This is a genomic window from Methylobacterium sp. SyP6R (assembly GCF_019216885.1).
Classification (GTDB): Bacteria; Pseudomonadota; Alphaproteobacteria; order Rhizobiales; family Beijerinckiaceae; genus Methylobacterium.
On record NZ_JAAQRC020000001.1, the window covers coordinates 2751719 to 2767500 of the forward strand.

The window sequence follows — 15782 nt, forward strand, 5'->3', positions numbered from 1 at the left end:
TTCCTCCCGGCGCCCGCGTCGTTCCCGCGCGTGGTCGCCCTGTCGTCACTTCCGCCTTCACAGCCGATCCGCGCCGGGATGGCAAGGGTTTCCGGGATGGCAAGGGTTTCCGGGATCGCAAGGGTTTCCGGGATTGTCGGAGGCGGGAACCCCGCGCCCGGCGGCAGGGGCGGAGATTTAAGCACGATAGCGATCGACCCGTGGGATCGGTGGGTCTTCCCGGGATGCCGGATCGTGGGAGCTTGGGCCGCGGGGTGAAGCACGCTACGGTCGAACCCTGCCGCTGCGTCCAGTCCTCCCGGTCATGGCGGCCGGTGTCGACGCTGACGTGAGCCATCGAGGTCGCCCGTATGCTGAAGCCCAAGCCGAGCCTCGGCCTCCTCGCCGACCTGCTCGACGGCCTCGACATCGGCCTGTGCGCGTTCGACGCCGACGACCGGACGCTCGCCTGGAACCAGACCTTCCTCTACCTCTTCCCCGAGCATGACGGGTTCGTGCATGCCGGCGAGCATTACCGCGAGAACCTGCGGCGCTTCTATCGCGCCCGCCTGACCTCCGACGAGTTCCGCTACGTCGAGGAATACATCGCGAGCGGGATCGCCCGTCACCAGGCTCAGACCCGGCCGTTCGAGTTCGAGCATCGCGGCACCTGGCTGCAGGTCTCGGCCCAGACCATCCCGGGCCTCGGCCGGGTGCGGCTGTGGCGGCAGATCACCCGGGAGGCCGGCTCGTCCCCCCGGTCCCCCGCCGCGGAGGCCGGCAACGGGGCGCCGGACGGAATCGCGGCGGCGAATGCCGACGGGCGCATCGTCTCGGCCAACTGGCAGTTCGGCCAGCTCTACGGCCTGTCCCCCGCCGAGGCCGCGGGCCTGACCCTCGAGGCGGTGGTGGCGCGGGCCTGGCAGGATTCCGGCGAGGCCGCGCCGGCCCAGCTCCTGGCGCACTTGCGCGAATCCCAGCATTTCGCCGGGGCCCCGTTCGAGGTGCCGCTGCCGGGCGAGCGCTGGATCCGGGTGATCGAGCGGGTACGCGAAGGCGGGGCGCGCACCGGCTTCCACTTCGACATCAGCGCGCTCAAGCGCGAGCAGGCGACGCTCCGGGCCGCCGGGGAAGAGGCCCTGCGCAGCGCGAGCCATTTCCGCGGCATCATCGAGCACGCGCCGTCCGGGATGCTGGTGGTCGATGCCGCGGGCCGGCTGGTCGAGGCGAACCGCGCCTTCCGCTCCGCCCTCGGGGAGGGCGCCGACCCGGTCGGCCGGCCGCTCGCCGACCTCGTCGCGCCGGAGGATGCGGGCGTGCTGGCGGAGATGCTGGCGGCGTCGGCGCAAGCCGCCGGGGATCGCGGGCCGGCGGTGCGCGAGATGCGCTTTCCCCGCCCGAATGGCGGCCCGATCTGGGCTCGGGTCTCGGCGGTGGGCCTGCACCTGCCGCAAAACCCGGTCTCGACCCTGCTCCAGGTCGAGGACATCACCGCCCGGCGCGAGGCCGAGCGGCGCATCGCCCACATGGCGCGCCACGATGCGCTGACCGACCTGCCGAACCGCACCCTGTTCCGCGAGCGCCTCGATGCCCTGCTCCGGCAGGGCGCCGGCGCGATCCTGTGGCTCGACCTCGACCGGTTCAAGGTGGTCAACGACACCCTCGGCCACGCCGCCGGCGACACGCTCCTGTGCGAGGTCGCCCGGCGGATGCGGGCGGTTCTGCGCCCCGACGACACCATCGCGCGGCTCGGCGGCGACGAGTTCGCGGTGCTCCTCGGCGACGGCGACCCGCTGGCGGCGTCGCAGGCCGCGGGCCGCCTGATCGCGGCGATGCAGGCGCCGGTCGTCGTCGCCGGCCGGCCGATGCATGTCGGCGTCAGCATCGGCGTCGTGCTCGCCCCCTGCCACGGCCGCGACGCCGACACGCTGATGGCCCGGGCCGACCGGGCGCTCTACGGCGCCAAGGCCGCCGGCCGCAGTACCTTCCGGCTCTACGATCCGGGCATGGATGCGGCGGTCGCCGAGCAGCACGGCCTCGAGCTCGACCTGCGCCTCGGCCTGGAGCGCGGCGAATTCGAGCTGCATTACCAGCCGATCGTCACCGCGGCCGAGCGCCGGCTCGTCTGCCGCGAGGCCCTGGTGCGCTGGCGCCACCCGACCCGCGGCCTGGTGGCGCCGGGTGCCTTCATCCCGCTTGCCGAGGCGACCGGCCTGATCGACCGCCTCGGCACCTGGATCCTGCACCAGGCCTGCCGCGACGCGGCGACCTGGGCCGACGGCACCCGCGTCGCCGTCAACGTCTCTGCCGCGCAGGTGAAGCACGGGCCACTGATCGCCGCCGTCCAGTCCGCCTTGCGCGAATCCGGCCTGGCGGCGGACCGGCTCGAGATCGAGATCACCGAGAGCCTGCTGATCGAGGGCGACGCTGCCGACCTGCTCCTGGCCCTTCGCCGCCTCGGCGTGCGCATCGCGCTGGACGATTTCGGCACCGGCTATTCCAGCTTGAGCTACCTGCGCCGCTTCCCCTTCGACGCGATCAAGATCGACCGCTCGTTCATCGCCGACATCGCCGATCCGGATACCGCCGCGATCGTGCGCGCCGTGGTCGGCATCGCGGCCCAGCTCGGCGCCACCATCACCGCCGAGGGCATCGAGACCGAGGCCCAGTACGCGGCGGTGCGGCGGGAGGGATGCACGGAGGTCCAGGGCTACCTGTTCGGGCGGCCGGTGCCGCTGGACGGGGTGCCGGCGGAGGAGCATCACGTGAAGGCGTGAGCCGCGCGCCGTCTCGCGGCCGTCACCCTTCCGCAGGTCCGCACCCCGATGAGCACAGCACAGCCGAGCCGGGATCAAGACGCCATCACCGCGACGGTCTGGGAGCCGGGCTACGACATTCCGGCCCGGGTGGGCGATCCCGTCGCTGCGGTCGCGACGCCTGCCCTGATCGTCGATCTCGACGCGTTCGAGCGCAACCTCGACCGGATGCGCCGCCGCGCCGCGGAACTCGGGGTTTCGCTGCGGGCCCACGCCAAGATGCACAAATCCGCCGATGTGGCGCAGGCCCAGACCACGCGGGGCGGCGCCGTCGGTGTCTGCTGCCAGAAGGTCTCGGAGGCCGAGGCGCTGATGCGGGCGGGCATCACCGACGTGCTCGTCTCCAACCAAGTCGTCGGCGAGGCCCGGGTGGCGCGCCTGGTGCGGCTGACTGAGCGCGGCACCGTCGCCGTCTGCGCCGATCACCCCGACCAGGTCGCCGCCTTCGCCCGCGCCGTGACGGCCCGCCGGGCCGAGACGGGATCGGACCGCGTCACGCTCGACGTGCTGGTGGAGATGGATTGCGGCTCCGGGCGCTGCGGGACCGGATCGATCGCCGAGAGCGTGGCCCTGGCGAGGGCGATCGACGACAGCCCGGGCCTGCGTTTCGCCGGGCTCCAATCCTATTACGGGCGCGCCCAGCACATCGTCGATCCCGCCGAGCGCCGTGCCGCCCTGGCGACCTCGATCGCGCTGACGGAAGCGACGCGCGACGCGATCCGCGCCGAGGGTCTATCTTGCGACCGGATCACCGGCGCGGGCACCGGCAGCTTCGAGATCGAGGGCGCGTCGGGGGTCTACACCGAGATCCAGGCCGGCAGCTACGCCTTCATGGATGCCGATTACGCCCGGGTGCGGGAGACCGCGCCCGGAGCCTTCGAGCACGCGCTCTTCGTCCTGGCGACGGTGATCAGCGTGCCGGGGACGGGTCGCGCCGTCTGCGATGCCGGCCTCAAGGCCGTGGCGGCGGATTCGGGCCTGCCCCTCGTGCACGGCCTCTCCGGCATCGCGGCCACCGGCCTCTCCGACGAGCATTGCACCCTGTCCGATCCCGAGGCGCAGCTGAGCCTCGGCGCGCAGATCCTCCTGATTCCCGGGCATTGCGACCCGACCTGCAACCTCCACGACTGGTATGTCGGGATTCGCCACGGCCGCGTCGAATGCCTCTGGCCGGTCACGGCGCGCGGCAAGGTGTTTTGATCCGGGGTCGTGGAGGACGTGCGGGCCGAGGGATGATCGGCCCGGGGACTGCGTCACCTGAAAAACGCGTCGGAAAACCCCGCCCCCGCAAAGGCAGGGCTGTTCGGGGAAAGAAATGGCTCGGCGGCCCAACCCTCCCCCCTCTGCGGGGGAGGGTGGCGAGCGGATGCGAGCCGGGAGAGGGGCAGCGCGACGATACCGGACTGGCGCCCTTCACCACGGTCGCGACATTTCCGGAGGCGGCGTCCCCTCTCCCGACCCCTGCTGACGCAGGGGCCACCCTCCCCCGCAGAGGGGGGAGGGGGAAACCCCGCGCTTTACGTTTCCCCGGACAGCCCTGCCGCGAAGGGAGGAGGGTTTGGCGCGAGCCTTGCTCCGTTCCGGGAGCGCACCGCTCCTGTTATCCGATCGCCAGCGCCACGCTCCCCAACTCCGAAAACTCCGCCACCATCCGGGTCGGCGCCGTCACGAAATCCGTGCCGGTGCAGGAACCGGTGGTGACGACCTGCCCGGCCTTGATCCCGCCGAGCGACCGCGCGCCCTCGTTGGCGAGCCAGACCAGCAGGCGCACCGGATCGACCGCCGAGTTGCCGCCGACATGGTCGTGCAGGACCTTGCCGTCGATGGTCAGCCGCACGGCTTGCGTCACCGGGTCGAGGTGGCGCCACTCCGTCAGGCCGGGCCCGAGCACCAGGACGCCGTGGTTCTGCTGGTCGGCGCGCTGGCTGTGGGGGTCGACCGCGCCGAAGACCGTGAAGCGGGTATCGGCGATCTCGATCGCCGGATGCATCGTGGCGACCGCCGCCAGCACCGCCTCGCGGTCGTAGGGCCCGGCCTCCGGGGGCAGGTCGCGGCCGAAGCTGTAGGCGATCTCGGCCTCCGCCCCGATCAGGTGGAACAGCGAGGCCGGCAAGTGGTCGGTCTCGAAGATCGTGTCGGCGTTGAGCGCGGCCCGGGCCGGGGTGGCGGTGGCGCTCGGCGCCCCCACCTTCCAGCCGGCGACCGGGCCGAGCGCCCGGACGACCGCATCCTGGACCGCGTAGGCCTCCGCCTCGCTGCCCGGCCTGGCGCCCTCGGGGAGGGCGCCGAGGCGGGTCCTCGAGCGGCGGGCGTCGAGGAGGGCCGCCGCCGCGGCGTTGACGTCAAAGGGCATGGTCACCTCAATAGCCGAGCGCGCTGCCGTCCTTGCGCGGGTCGGAGCCCGCGGCGAGCACCCCGCGCTCCCGGTCGATCCAGATGATCTGGCCGCCGCCGATCGGGCCGGAGGCCGCGATGATGCGGTGCCCTCGCGCCTCGAGCCCGGCGACGACGCCCTCCCCGAAGCCCGGCTCCATCTCGACCCCGCCGCCATAGGCGAAGCTGCGCGGGGCATCGAGGGCCTCCTGCACGTCGAGGCCGCGGTCGATGAGGCCGGTGAGGAGTTCCACGTGGCCCATCGCCTGGTAATGCCCGCCCATCACGCCGAACGGCGCCACGGTCTCGCCGTCCCGCATCAGCATGCCGGGGATGATGGTGTGCATCGGGCGCTTCCTCGGACCGATCGTGTTCGGGTGGCCGGGATCGATTCGGAAGGACAGGCCGCGATTGTGCAGCAGCACGCCGCTCTCCGGCGCGGTGATGCCGCTGCCGAAGCCCTGGAAGATCGAGTTGATCAGCGAGAGCGCGTTGCCGTCGCGGTCGACGACGCTGAGGTACACCGTGTCCTTGTGGAGGAGCTCGGGCCAGATCACCGGCTCCCGGGCGCGGGCCATGTCGATGGCGCCGTGGGCGCTCGCCCGCCAGGCTTCCGACAGCAGGTGCTCGACCGGCACCCGGTTGAGGACCGGATCGGCGAACAGCGCGTCGCGGTGGTGGTAAGCCTGCTTGCAGGCTTCCGCGAAGAGATGGACCCGGTCGAGTTCCGACAGGCCTGAGATGTCGTAGTGCGACAGCACGTTGAGCATCATCAGCACCGCGAGGCCCTGGCCGCTCGGCGGGCATTCGTAGACGTCGTAGCCGCGGTAGCGGGTGGTCACCGGGGTGACGATCTCAGGGGACGCCGTGGCGAAGTCGTCGAGGGTGTGCAACCCGCCGAGATCGCGCAGGCGGGCCACGATGTCCTCGGCCACCGGCCCCTCGTAGAAGCCGCGCGGGCCCTCGGCCGCGATGCGCTTCAGCGTGGCGGCGAGCTTCGGATGCCGCATGATCGTGCCGACGGTCGGAGCCTGCCCGTCGATCAGGTAGGTCGCCGCCGAGGCCGGGTCGCCGGCGACCCGCTCGACGCTGCGCGACCAGTCGAGGGCGACGCGCGGCTGCACCGGGTAGCCGTCCTCCGCGTAGCGGATGGCCGGCTGCAGCAGTTCGCCGAGGCTGCGGGTGCCGTGATCCTCCGAGAGCTTGGCCCAGGCGGCGACCGCGCCGGGCACGGTGACAGCGTGGGGCGAGGTGGGGGTCAGCGTGATGCCGCGTTCCAGGAACCAGGCATCGTGCGCCGCCGCCGGGCTGCGACCGGAGCCGTTCAGCGCGATCGGCGCCTTCGCCCCCTTCGGCGCGTAGAGAGCGAAGCAATCGCCGCCGATGCCGGTCATCAGCGGATCGACCACGCATTGCACCGCCACCGCGGCGATGCCGGCATCGACCGCGTTGCCGCCCGAGCGCAGCACCTCGATGGCGGCCAGCGTCGAGAGCGGGTGCGACGTCGCGACGGCGGCGTTGGCGGCATAGACGGGCGAGCGCCCGGGCCTCGAAAAATCCCTCACCGTGACGTGTCCTCTGAAGGTCGATCGGGTCGATCGACGGAAATGATGGTTTCAGCGTCGCTCCGGGGCCGTCGGGCCGGCCCGGTTCGATTCACACGCTTTGATCCTACCCCCGACCTCATCCTGAGGTGTGACTGAAAGGAGCCTCGAAGGAGGGGTCCAGGGATCGCAGAGATTGCTGGAGCCCTCCTTCGAGGTCAGTCCATCTTCGATGGACTGACACCTCAGGATGAGGTCGTGGGTAGGGGACGCATAAGCACCCGGTCGGCGCCGCTGGCGCGGCGCCGGAACGACATGGCGGGTATGAAATCGGAGGAAGCACCAAGCAAGCACTCACGCATGCGCCGCCTGCGCCACCCAATGCCCGGGGGCGACCTCCTCCAGCGCCCCGGCCTCCGGAATGTCGACGGAAGGCGCCTCGCGCCTCGCCCGCAGGCGGGCCCGCTCGACGGCGGGATCCGGCACCGGCACCGCGCCGAGCAGCGCCCGGGTGTAGGGATGGCGCGGATCCTCGTACAGGGTGCCGCTGTCGGCCAGTTCCACGATCCGGCCGCGCCGCAGCACCGCGACCCGGTGGCAGAGGTAGCGCACCATCCTGAGATCGTGGGAGATGAAGAGATACGACAGGCCCAGCTCCTCCTGCAGGTCCTGCAGCAGGTTGACCACCTGGGCCTGGATCGACACGTCGAGCGCCGCGATCGGCTCATCGGCGACGATGAAGCTGGGCTTCAGCGCGATCGCCCGGGCGATGCAGAGCCGTTGGCGCTGGCCGCCGGAGAACTGGTGCGGGTAGCGCCCGGCAAAGCGCGGATCGAGCCCGACCCGCTGGAACAGGAAGGCCACCGCGTCGCGGCGCTCCGCGGCCCCCATCTCCGGCCGGTGCAGCCGGAACGGCTCGGCGACGTAGGCCCCGGCGCTCATCCGCGGGTTGAGGGCGGCGTAGGGGTCCTGGAAGATCACCTGGATGCGCCGGCGCATCCGCCGCATCTCGCGGGCCGGAAGACTGGCCAGGTCGGTGCCCTCGAAGGCCACGGTGCCGGCGCTCGGCGGGTTCAGCATCGTCACCGCCCGGCCGATCGTCGACTTGCCGGAGCCGGATTCGCCGACGAGGCCCAGCGTCTCGCCGGGCGCGATGTCGAAGCTCACCCCCTCGACCGCGCGGAAGACCGAGGCCGAGCCTCCGAAGAATTGGCCGCCCCACCAGTGCCGCAAGGGGTAATGCTTGCTGAGGTTCTTCACCGAGAGCAGCGGCTCGGGCTTGACCGGCCTCATCGCCCGGCTCCTTGCGCCAGCAAGGCCGGCAGGTCGTACCACGCCGCCGCGAGATGGCCCGGCACGCTGCCCGCCACCTGCGCCAGCGGCGGCGCTTCCGCCCGGCAGCGCGGCGTGGCGTAGGGGTTGCGGGGCGCGAAGGGATCGCCCGGCGGCGGATGACGCATGTCGGGCGGGCTGCCCTCGATCTGGCGCAGGCGCTGCCGCCCGGCCCGGCCGCGGCTCAGATCCGGCAGGGAGCGCAGGAGCCCCAGCGTGTAGGCGTTGCGCGGATCGGAGAACACCGCGTCGACCGGCCCGCGCTCGACGATTCTCCCGGCATACATCACCTGCACCGTATCGGCGATGCCCGCGACCACGCCGAGATCATGGGTGATCCAGACGATCGCCATGCCGATCTCGCGCTTCAGGTCCTGCACCAGGGCGACGATCTCGGCCTGCACGGTGACGTCGAGGGCGGTGGTCGCCTCGTCGGCGATCAGGAGCTTGGGCCGGCAGGCGAGCCCGATCGCGATCATCACCCGCTGGCGCTGGCCGCCGGAGAATTCGTGCGGATACTGATCGAGACGCCGGCCCGCCTCCGGGATGCGCACGAGGTCGAGGAGGTCGCGCGCCCGCGCGTAGGCCGAGCGCGCATCGAGGCCGCGATGCAGCCGCAGGGGCTCGGCGATCTGGGCGCCCACCGTCATCGCCGGGTTGAGCGAACTCATCGGGTCCTGGAACACCATGCCGATCTCGGGCCCGCGCACCCGGCGCAAAAGCCGCTCCGGCAGCGCCAGCAGGTCGCGCCCCTGGAAGAGCACCTGCCCAGCCCTGATCCGGCCCGGCGGTCGCGGCACCAGCCCGAGCATGGCGAGCACGTGCACGCTCTTGCCCGAACCCGACTCGCCGACGATCCCGAGGGTCTCGCCCTCGCGCAACGTGTAGCTCACGCCGTTGACGGCATGCACCGTGCCGCCATCGGTGTCGAAGGCGACGGCCAGATCGCGGACATCCAGCAGGGGAGGGGAGTCGCTCATCGCCGCTCCCGCGGGTCGAGGGCGTCGCGCAAGCCGTCGCCCAGCAGGTTGAAGGCGAGCACCGCGACGAAGATGGAGATCCCGGGCCAGATCGCCATCCAGGGCGCCTGGTCGAGGAAGTTCTTGGCGGTGTTGAGCATCGAGCCCCAGGACGGTTCGGGCGGCTGCTGGCCTAGCCCTAAGAAGGACAGGCTCGCCTCGGCGATGATCGCCGCCGCGATGGTGAGGGTCGCCTGGACCAGGATCGCCGGCACGATGTTGGGCAGGATGTGGTGGAGCGCGATCCGCCAGGGCGGGTTGCCGATGGCGCGGGCCGCCTCGACGAACTCTTCCGCAGCCACCGCCTGCACCTGCGCCCGGGTGAGCCGCACGAAGATCGAGGTCGCCGAGAGCCCGATCGCCACCATGGCGTTGGTGAGGCTGGGCCCGAGGAAGGCCGCGAGCGCGATGGCGAGGATCAGGAACGGGATGGCGAGCAGCGCGTCGGTCAGGCGCATGATCGCCCCGTCGATCGCGCCGCCGGCATAGCCCGCCAGCATGCCGAGCGGCAGGCCGAGCGCCACCGCGAGCGCCACCGAGGTCAGGCCAGCGCCGAGAGAGGCCTTCGTGCCGAAGACGATGCGCGAGAGCACGTCGCGGCCGACCTCGTCGGTACCGAAGAGGTGGGCGAGATCGGGCGCGGCCCGCACCGCGCCCCAGTCGGTGGCGGTGGGATCGTAGGGCGCGATCCACTCGGCGCCGAGCGCCAGCACCGCGAGCAGCACCACGACGACGAGCCCGGCGAGCGCCCCGCGCCGCCGGCTGAACCGGCGCCAGAAGGCGCGCAACGCCCCCGGTTCCGGCGGCAGGGCGACGGCCGGGGCGGCGATCTCCGCCGGGGTGGAGAGACCGGCCTCGCTCATGCGCGCCTGAGCTTCGGGTTGACCAGCGCCGAGGCGAGATCGGCCGCGAGATTGAGCAGGATGTAGGTCGCGGTGGTGCAGATCACGACGCCCTGCACGGTGGCGAAGTCGCGGTTGAACACGGCATCCACCATCAGCTTGCCGAATCCGGGCACGGAAAACACCTGCTCGGTCAGCACCGCGCCGGAGAGGAGCTGGCCGAATTCGAGGGCACCCAGCGTGATGATCGGGATCGCCGCGTTGGGGAGCGCGTGGCGCAAAACCACCCGGGCGGTCGGCACGCCCTTGGCCCGGGCGGTGCGGACGTAGTCGGATTGCAGCACGCCGAGCATGGCGGCGCGGGTGTGGCGCATCATCACCGCCGCGATGGCGTTGCCGAGCACGAAGGCCGGCATCGCCATCGAGCGCAGGTTCTCCGACAGGCTCTCGCCCGGCGGCACGTAGCCGGAGGCCGGCAGCCAGCCGAGCTGCACCGAGAACAGCAGGATCATCAGGATGCCGAGCCAGAAATTCGGCACCGACAGGCCCCAGAGCGCGATCCCGTTGGCGAGCCCGTCGATCCAGGTGCCGGGCCGGACCGCCGAGAGGATGCCCATCGGCACGCCGATCGCCAGAGCCACCAGCATCGCCAGGCAGGCGAGTTCCAGCGTCACCGGCAGCTTCTCGCGGATCAGCTCGATCACCGGCTTCTGCAGCCGGATCGATTCGCCGAGATCGCCCTGCAGCACCCCGGCCGCCCAGTAGCCGTAGCGGACCGGCAGCGGCCGGTCGAGGTGGTACTTGGCGCGGATGAAGGCGATCACCTCCGGGTCGCGCTCCTCGCCCGAGAGCGCGGTGGCGGTGTCGCCCGGCAGCAATTGCTGCAGGGCGAAGATGATCATCGAGGCCAGCACCAGGGTCGGGACCGCCAGGGCCAGGCGTCGCGCGAGAAAGCGCAGCATCAGTCGAGCTTCAGGCCGGTGAAGCGCACGAGCCCGTCCGGATACTCGCCGAAGCCGGTGAGCTTCTGCGAATAGGCCCAGAGCAGCCGGCGGTGGAACAGGTAGACCAGCGGCTTGTCGGTCAGCACCCGGTCGGCGAGCCGCTTCCAGGCCGCCTTGCGGGCCGTGGGATCGGTGGTCAGCCGCTCGGCATTCATCGCCGAATCGGCCTCCTGGTTGCAGTAGCGCGAATAGTTCAGCGGCGTCTTGCAGGCGAGGAAGCTGTAGGTGTTGCCGTCCGGGTCGGGCCGGCCGCTCCAGTTGTAGAGATAGGCCTCGAAACTGCCCTTGTCGGCCTGGTCGAGGGAGGTGGTGAAGTCGGTGGCCTGGAGCTTCACGTCGAAGCCGGCCTCGCGGGTCATCGCCTGGATCACCTGGCCGACCTGCGGCGCGTCGTTGTTGGCGTAGACCATCATGGTGATCGCGGGTTTCTCGATCCCGGCCTCCTTCAGCAGCGCCCTGGCCTTCGCAACATCGCGCTTCGGCACCGGATACTCGGTGACGTAATTCGGATTCTTCGGCGAGACCCACTGGTTCCCGGCCAGGTACTCGCCGTTATAGACCACCTGCGTGATCGCGTTGCGGTCGATGGCGGCCTCGAAGGCGGCGCGCACCCGCGGGTCCGCCACCGGCGAGCCTTCGCGGGCGGTGTTGAACACGATGCCGGAGAAGCCGAGCTCGTAGGCCTGGCCCACCTTCAGCTTCGGGTCGCGCTTCACCTGGGGTAGATCGGTGGGAGCGAGCCGCTCGATCAGGTCGAGCTGGCCGGCCCGGAGGTTGGTCAGCCGCACCGTGGTGTCGGGGATCGGCCGGAACTCGATCCGCCGGATCTGGATCGCGTCCTTGTTCCAGTAATCGTCGAATTTTTCGACCACGATGCGGTCCTGCGGCACCCGCTCGACGAACTTGTAGGGTCCGGCGCAGACCGGCGCGGTGGCGAACTTGTCGCCCAGCCGCTCGGCGGCCTTGGGCGAGACGATCATCCCGGCCCGATCGGTGAACTGCGCCAGCAAAGGCGCGAACGGCGTCTTCAGGGCGATCCTGACGGTGAGGTCGTCGACCGCCTCGACGGTGTCGATCGGCGCGATCTCGCCGCGGCGCTGCGAGCCGGGCAGCTTCAGGTGGCGCTCCAGTGAGTACTTCACCGCGGCGGCGTTCATCGGCTCGCCGTCGTGGAAGCGCACGCCCGAACGAAGCTTCAGCGTGAGGCTCTTCTGGTCGTCGGACCACGCCCACTCGGTCGCAAGCTGCGGCACCGGCTTCAGGTCGGGCCCGGTATCGACCAGCTTGTCGCAGAGGGCCGCGAACACCATTCGGCCGGCGAAGGTGCGGGCCAATGTCGGATCGAGGGCGTCCGGATCCTCCATCAGGCCGAAGCGCAGGGTCTGGGCCTGGACGCCTCCCGCCATCGGGGCGGCGAGGGCGAGGCCCGCGAGCAGGCAGGCGGTGAAGAGACGCGGCATCGCGCTTCCTTCTGCAGGATCGTCGGCAACCGGGAGCGTTCGGAACTCCCGTCCGGACTACGCTCGCAGGCAGCATCCGTGCCAGCGGGCACCCCGAGGTTGCGATCGTCCTCGCCACTCTGCGCCCGCGGCGGGGAGCGGTGCAATGCCCGTCGCGGCGGGTTGTTAGATCTTCCCTCGCCGCGCGTGATCCGCCCTCGGCGCGCCCCACCCCCGCGACGTGACGCAGGCCAAGGCCCCATGCGTGACGGCATCGTCCGTGCTATGGAGCGTCCGGCGTGACCCTGGGTTGGGTCGCTGCGGCGCGGCGTTTCCGCCGCCCCGAGACGAGGTTCCAGGGCATCGCCATGCAGGCAGAGATCCCGATGCGCCGCGTGACGGCGATCCGCTGCTATCCGTCGGGCGAGCGCGACGATCCGGATCAGCGGGTGCTCAACGTGCTCGAATGCGGCCACGTCGTCAGCTTCGAGGGCGCGAACGCCGTCGCCGCCCTGCTGGCCAAGCGGCAGCTCTGCCTCAAATGCGCCGAGGAGGCCAAAGCCGAGGCATCCTCGTCCGAGGCCCAGCCTCCGGCCGCCTGATTTGTCAGTAGGTCGCCATCGCCTCGGTCATCATCGCGACGAGCTGATCCGGATCGGCGGCGTTCTGGATGCCAGCGACGATCAGCAGGCAGACGCCGAGGGCGAAAACCAGGTAAGCCAGAATCGGCGTCAGGGTCTCGGCCCAGCTCCGGGCGGCATGGATGGCAAGGCACCCGGCCGTGAATCCGGCCGCCTCCGCCACGGGGATCATCTCGACCATCGCCTTACGCTCCGCTCCGGCGCCACGTTATGCTGCAGTGCAACATAGCGTGGCGCCGCGGGCGGGACCACCGCTTACAGCGCATCCGGCTCATGCAGTACGGGTCGTCACGAACCGCAGGTCGTGGCGCCCCGGATTCGCAACGCCTCCAGAACCTGCTCGGCCAGGGCGTCGACATCGTCGGCATCCGTCCGCAGATGAATCTCGGGTGCCTCCGGCGGCTCGTAGGGCGACGAGATGCCGGTGAAGTTCGGGATCTGCCCGGCGAGTGCGCGGGCATAGAGCCCCTTGGGATCGCGCCGCTTGCAAACGTCGAGAGGAGCGTCGACGAAGACCTCGAGGAACTCGTCCGGACCCACCAGCTGGCGCGCCAGCATCCGCTCGCGCCGGAAGGGCGAGATCAGGGAGCAGATCACGATCAGGCCGGCATCCAGCATCAGCTTAGCGACCTCGGCCGTCCGGCGGATGTTCTCGATCCGTGCGGCATCCGTGAAGGTGAGATCGCTGTTGAGCCCGAAGCGCAGGTTGTCCCCGTCGAGCAGCATGGTGTGATGGCCGCAACGCCACAGCCGCTCCTCGACGCGGGTCGCGATCGTCGACTTGCCGGCGCCGGACAAGCCGGTCATCCAGAGGATCAGCGGCTTCTGGCCCTTCAGCTCCGCTCGTGCACCCTTCCCGATCGTGGGTACGGCTCGGAGGACAGCCGGGGCGACGACCTGCTCTGAGGGCGCAGCATCACCAGAGGTGTTCATTCAGATGGCGACCTTCGCAATCGATGCGGCTGGCCATCCAGCCTAGCCCGTTTGGCGAATCAGGCAGCCTTCTTCCGGAAGTTGCACCCGCCCGTCAAGCGAGGCTCCGCACGCCCATCAAGCCAGTCGGACGCTGTGTCTGCCGCGCCGAGTCGGGTTACATGTGTCATGCAGATCCGGGCTTAGGCTCGAGCGGCGCGGCCTCTGTCACACGAGTTTCGCAGAGGGGTTGACGGGTCCGGGAAGCAGGGCCTATACGACCACCCATCGGCGCCGGCCGCTCCCGCGGACCGGTCGCTGAGCCATCTTCGAGACAGTCCGGGCCGGCGAGCCTGACCTTGGTCAGGCGCTGGTCACGTTTTTGCCGATGGTGCCCGGTTTCTGACCGGACCGCTCTTTGACAAGTTCATACGAGAAAGAGAAGCGTGGACGGCGTCGTCCCTGCGGATCCTGCCTTCGGGTGGGATCGTGAGTAGGATGATGCTGGTCTTAACGTTTCGGTGCTCACACGATTGGTGGAAACGCCGGTCGGTCGTGAGCCTCCGTTTATGTTGTGATCAGCTTTGATCAGCTCTTCAACTTGAGAGTTTGATCCTGGCTCAGAGCGAACGCTGGCGGCAGGCTTAACACATGCAAGTCGAGCGGGCCCTTCGGGGTCAGCGGCAGACGGGTGAGTAACGCGTGGGAACGTGCCCTTCGGTTCGGAATAACTCAGGGAAACTTGAGCTAATACCGGATACGCCCTTTTGGGGAAAGGCTTGACTGCCGAAGGATCGGCCCGCGTCTGATTAGCTTGTTGGTGAGGTTACGGCTCACCAAGGCGACGATCAGTAGCTGGTCTGAGAGGATGATCAGCCACACTGGGACTGAGACACGGCCCAGACTCCTACGGGAGGCAGCAGTGGGGAATATTGGACAATGGGGGCAACCCTGATCCAGCCATGCCGCGTGAGTGATGACGGCCTTAGGGTTGTAAAGCTCTTTTCTCCGGGACGATAATGACGGTACCGGAGGAATAAGCCCCGGCTAACTTCGTGCCAGCAGCCGCGGTAATACGAAGGGGGCTAGCGTTGCTCGGAATCACTGGGCGTAAAGGGCGCGTAGGCGGCTGATTTAGTCGAGGGTGAAAGCCCGTGGCTCAACCACGGAATGGCCTTCGATACTGGTTGGCTTGAGACCGGAAGAGGACAGCGGAACTGCGAGTGTAGAGGTGAAATTCGTAGATATTCGCAAGAACACCAGTGGCGAAGGCGGCTGTCTGGTCCGGTTCTGACGCTGAGGCGCGAAAGCGTGGGGAGCAAACAGGATTAGATACCCTGGTAGTCCACGCTGTAAACGATGAATGCTAGCCGTTGGTCTGCATGCAGGTCAGTGGCGCCGCTAACGCATTAAGCATTCCGCCTGGGGAGTACGGTCGCAAGATTAAAACTCAAAGGAATTGACGGGGGCCCGCACAAGCGGTGGAGCATGTGGTTTAATTCGACGCAACGCGCAGAACCTTACCATCCCTTGACATGGCATGTTAGGCGGAGAGATCCGTTGTCCTCTTCGGAGGCGTGCACACAGGTGCTGCATGGCTGTCGTCAGCTCGTGTCGTGAGATGTTGGGTTAAGTCCCGCAACGAGCGCAACCCACGTCCCTAGTTGCCATCATTCAGTTGGGCACTCTGGGGAGACTGCCGGTGATAAGCCGCGAGGAAGGTGTGGATGACGTCAAGTCCTCATGGCCCTTACGGGATGGGCTACACACGTGCTACAATGGCGGTGACAATGGGCAGCGAAGGGGCGACCTGGAGCGAATCCCCAAAAGCCGTCTCAGTTCGGATTGCACTCTGCAACTCGGGTGCATGAAGGCGGAATC

At 69.6% G+C, this 15782-nt stretch carries 12 protein-coding genes and 1 rRNA gene (1 of these 13 cut by a window edge); 4 read left to right on the forward strand and 9 right to left on the reverse strand.

Translation table 11 applies throughout. The annotated features are described in order from the left end of the window. Nucleotides 1–350: 350 nt before the first annotated feature. Together HBB12_RS12635 and HBB12_RS12640 are read left to right on the forward strand one after the other, a co-directional pair. Nucleotides 351–2756, forward strand: coding sequence for an EAL domain-containing protein (locus HBB12_RS12635; protein ID WP_236989664.1), 2406 nt, complete (start codon nucleotides 351–353; stop codon nucleotides 2754–2756). Between the two features lie 48 nt (nucleotides 2757–2804). Then, entirely contained in the window at nucleotides 2805–3995 is a 1191-nt protein-coding gene (locus HBB12_RS12640) for a DSD1 family PLP-dependent enzyme (RefSeq protein ID WP_236989665.1), read from the forward strand. Between the two features lie 400 nt (nucleotides 3996–4395). On the opposite strand, the gene HBB12_RS12645 is transcribed toward HBB12_RS12640, so the two are convergent. From HBB12_RS12645 to HBB12_RS12675, 7 genes are all read right to left on the reverse strand, one after another. Further along, complete coding sequence (locus HBB12_RS12645) at nucleotides 4396–5148, reverse strand: 2-keto-4-pentenoate hydratase (protein WP_236989666.1); 753 nt, start codon at nucleotides 5146–5148, stop codon at nucleotides 4396–4398. 7 nt (nucleotides 5149–5155) lie between these two features. Continuing rightward, nucleotides 5156–6733 carry a gamma-glutamyltransferase family protein gene (locus HBB12_RS12650; RefSeq protein ID WP_236989667.1) on the reverse strand — a complete coding sequence of 526 codons (1578 nt, stop codon included), beginning with the start codon at nucleotides 6731–6733 and terminating at the stop codon, nucleotides 5156–5158. Nucleotides 6734–7066: 333 nt separating this feature from the next. Next, complete coding sequence (locus HBB12_RS12655) at nucleotides 7067–8005, reverse strand: ABC transporter ATP-binding protein (protein ID WP_236989668.1); 939 nt, start codon at nucleotides 8003–8005, stop codon at nucleotides 7067–7069. After that, nucleotides 8002–9024: an ABC transporter ATP-binding protein gene (locus tag HBB12_RS12660; protein ID WP_236989669.1), complete on the reverse strand. Its 1023-nt coding sequence runs from the start codon at nucleotides 9022–9024 to the stop codon at nucleotides 8002–8004. Before HBB12_RS12660 ends, HBB12_RS12655 begins: the two co-directional genes overlap by 4 nt. Next, nucleotides 9021–9926 carry an ABC transporter permease gene (locus HBB12_RS12665; RefSeq protein ID WP_236989670.1) on the reverse strand — a complete coding sequence of 302 codons (906 nt, stop codon included), beginning with the start codon at nucleotides 9924–9926 and terminating at the stop codon, nucleotides 9021–9023. Before HBB12_RS12665 ends, HBB12_RS12660 begins: the two co-directional genes overlap by 4 nt. Continuing rightward, nucleotides 9923–10867 carry an ABC transporter permease gene (locus HBB12_RS12670; protein WP_236989671.1) on the reverse strand — a complete coding sequence of 315 codons (945 nt, stop codon included), beginning with the start codon at nucleotides 10865–10867 and terminating at the stop codon, nucleotides 9923–9925. Before HBB12_RS12670 ends, HBB12_RS12665 begins: the two co-directional genes overlap by 4 nt. Further along, nucleotides 10867–12369 carry an ABC transporter substrate-binding protein gene (locus HBB12_RS12675; RefSeq protein ID WP_236989672.1) on the reverse strand — a complete coding sequence of 501 codons (1503 nt, stop codon included), beginning with the start codon at nucleotides 12367–12369 and terminating at the stop codon, nucleotides 10867–10869. The genes HBB12_RS12670 and HBB12_RS12675 overlap by 1 nt, the downstream gene beginning before the upstream one ends. 278 nt (nucleotides 12370–12647) lie before the next feature. On the opposite strand from HBB12_RS12675, the gene HBB12_RS12680 reads away from it, so the two are divergent. Next, nucleotides 12648–12950: a hypothetical protein gene (locus HBB12_RS12680; RefSeq protein ID WP_236989673.1), complete on the forward strand. Its 303-nt coding sequence runs from the start codon at nucleotides 12648–12650 to the stop codon at nucleotides 12948–12950. Nucleotides 12951–12954: 4 nt separating this feature from the next. On the opposite strand, the gene HBB12_RS12685 is transcribed toward HBB12_RS12680, so the two are convergent. After that, entirely contained in the window at nucleotides 12955–13170 is a 216-nt protein-coding gene (locus HBB12_RS12685; RefSeq protein ID WP_236989674.1) for a hypothetical protein, read from the reverse strand. Nucleotides 13171–13277: 107 nt separating this feature from the next. After that, the gene (gene cysC / locus HBB12_RS12690) at nucleotides 13278–13922 is read right to left on the reverse strand and encodes an adenylyl-sulfate kinase (RefSeq protein ID WP_336886933.1); all 645 of its coding nucleotides are present in this window, start codon (nucleotides 13920–13922) and stop codon (nucleotides 13278–13280) included. Between the two features lie 576 nt (nucleotides 13923–14498). On the opposite strand from cysC, the gene HBB12_RS12695 reads away from it, so the two are divergent. Then, a 16S ribosomal RNA gene (locus HBB12_RS12695) occupies nucleotides 14499–15782 on the forward strand; it runs 200 nt beyond the window's last position.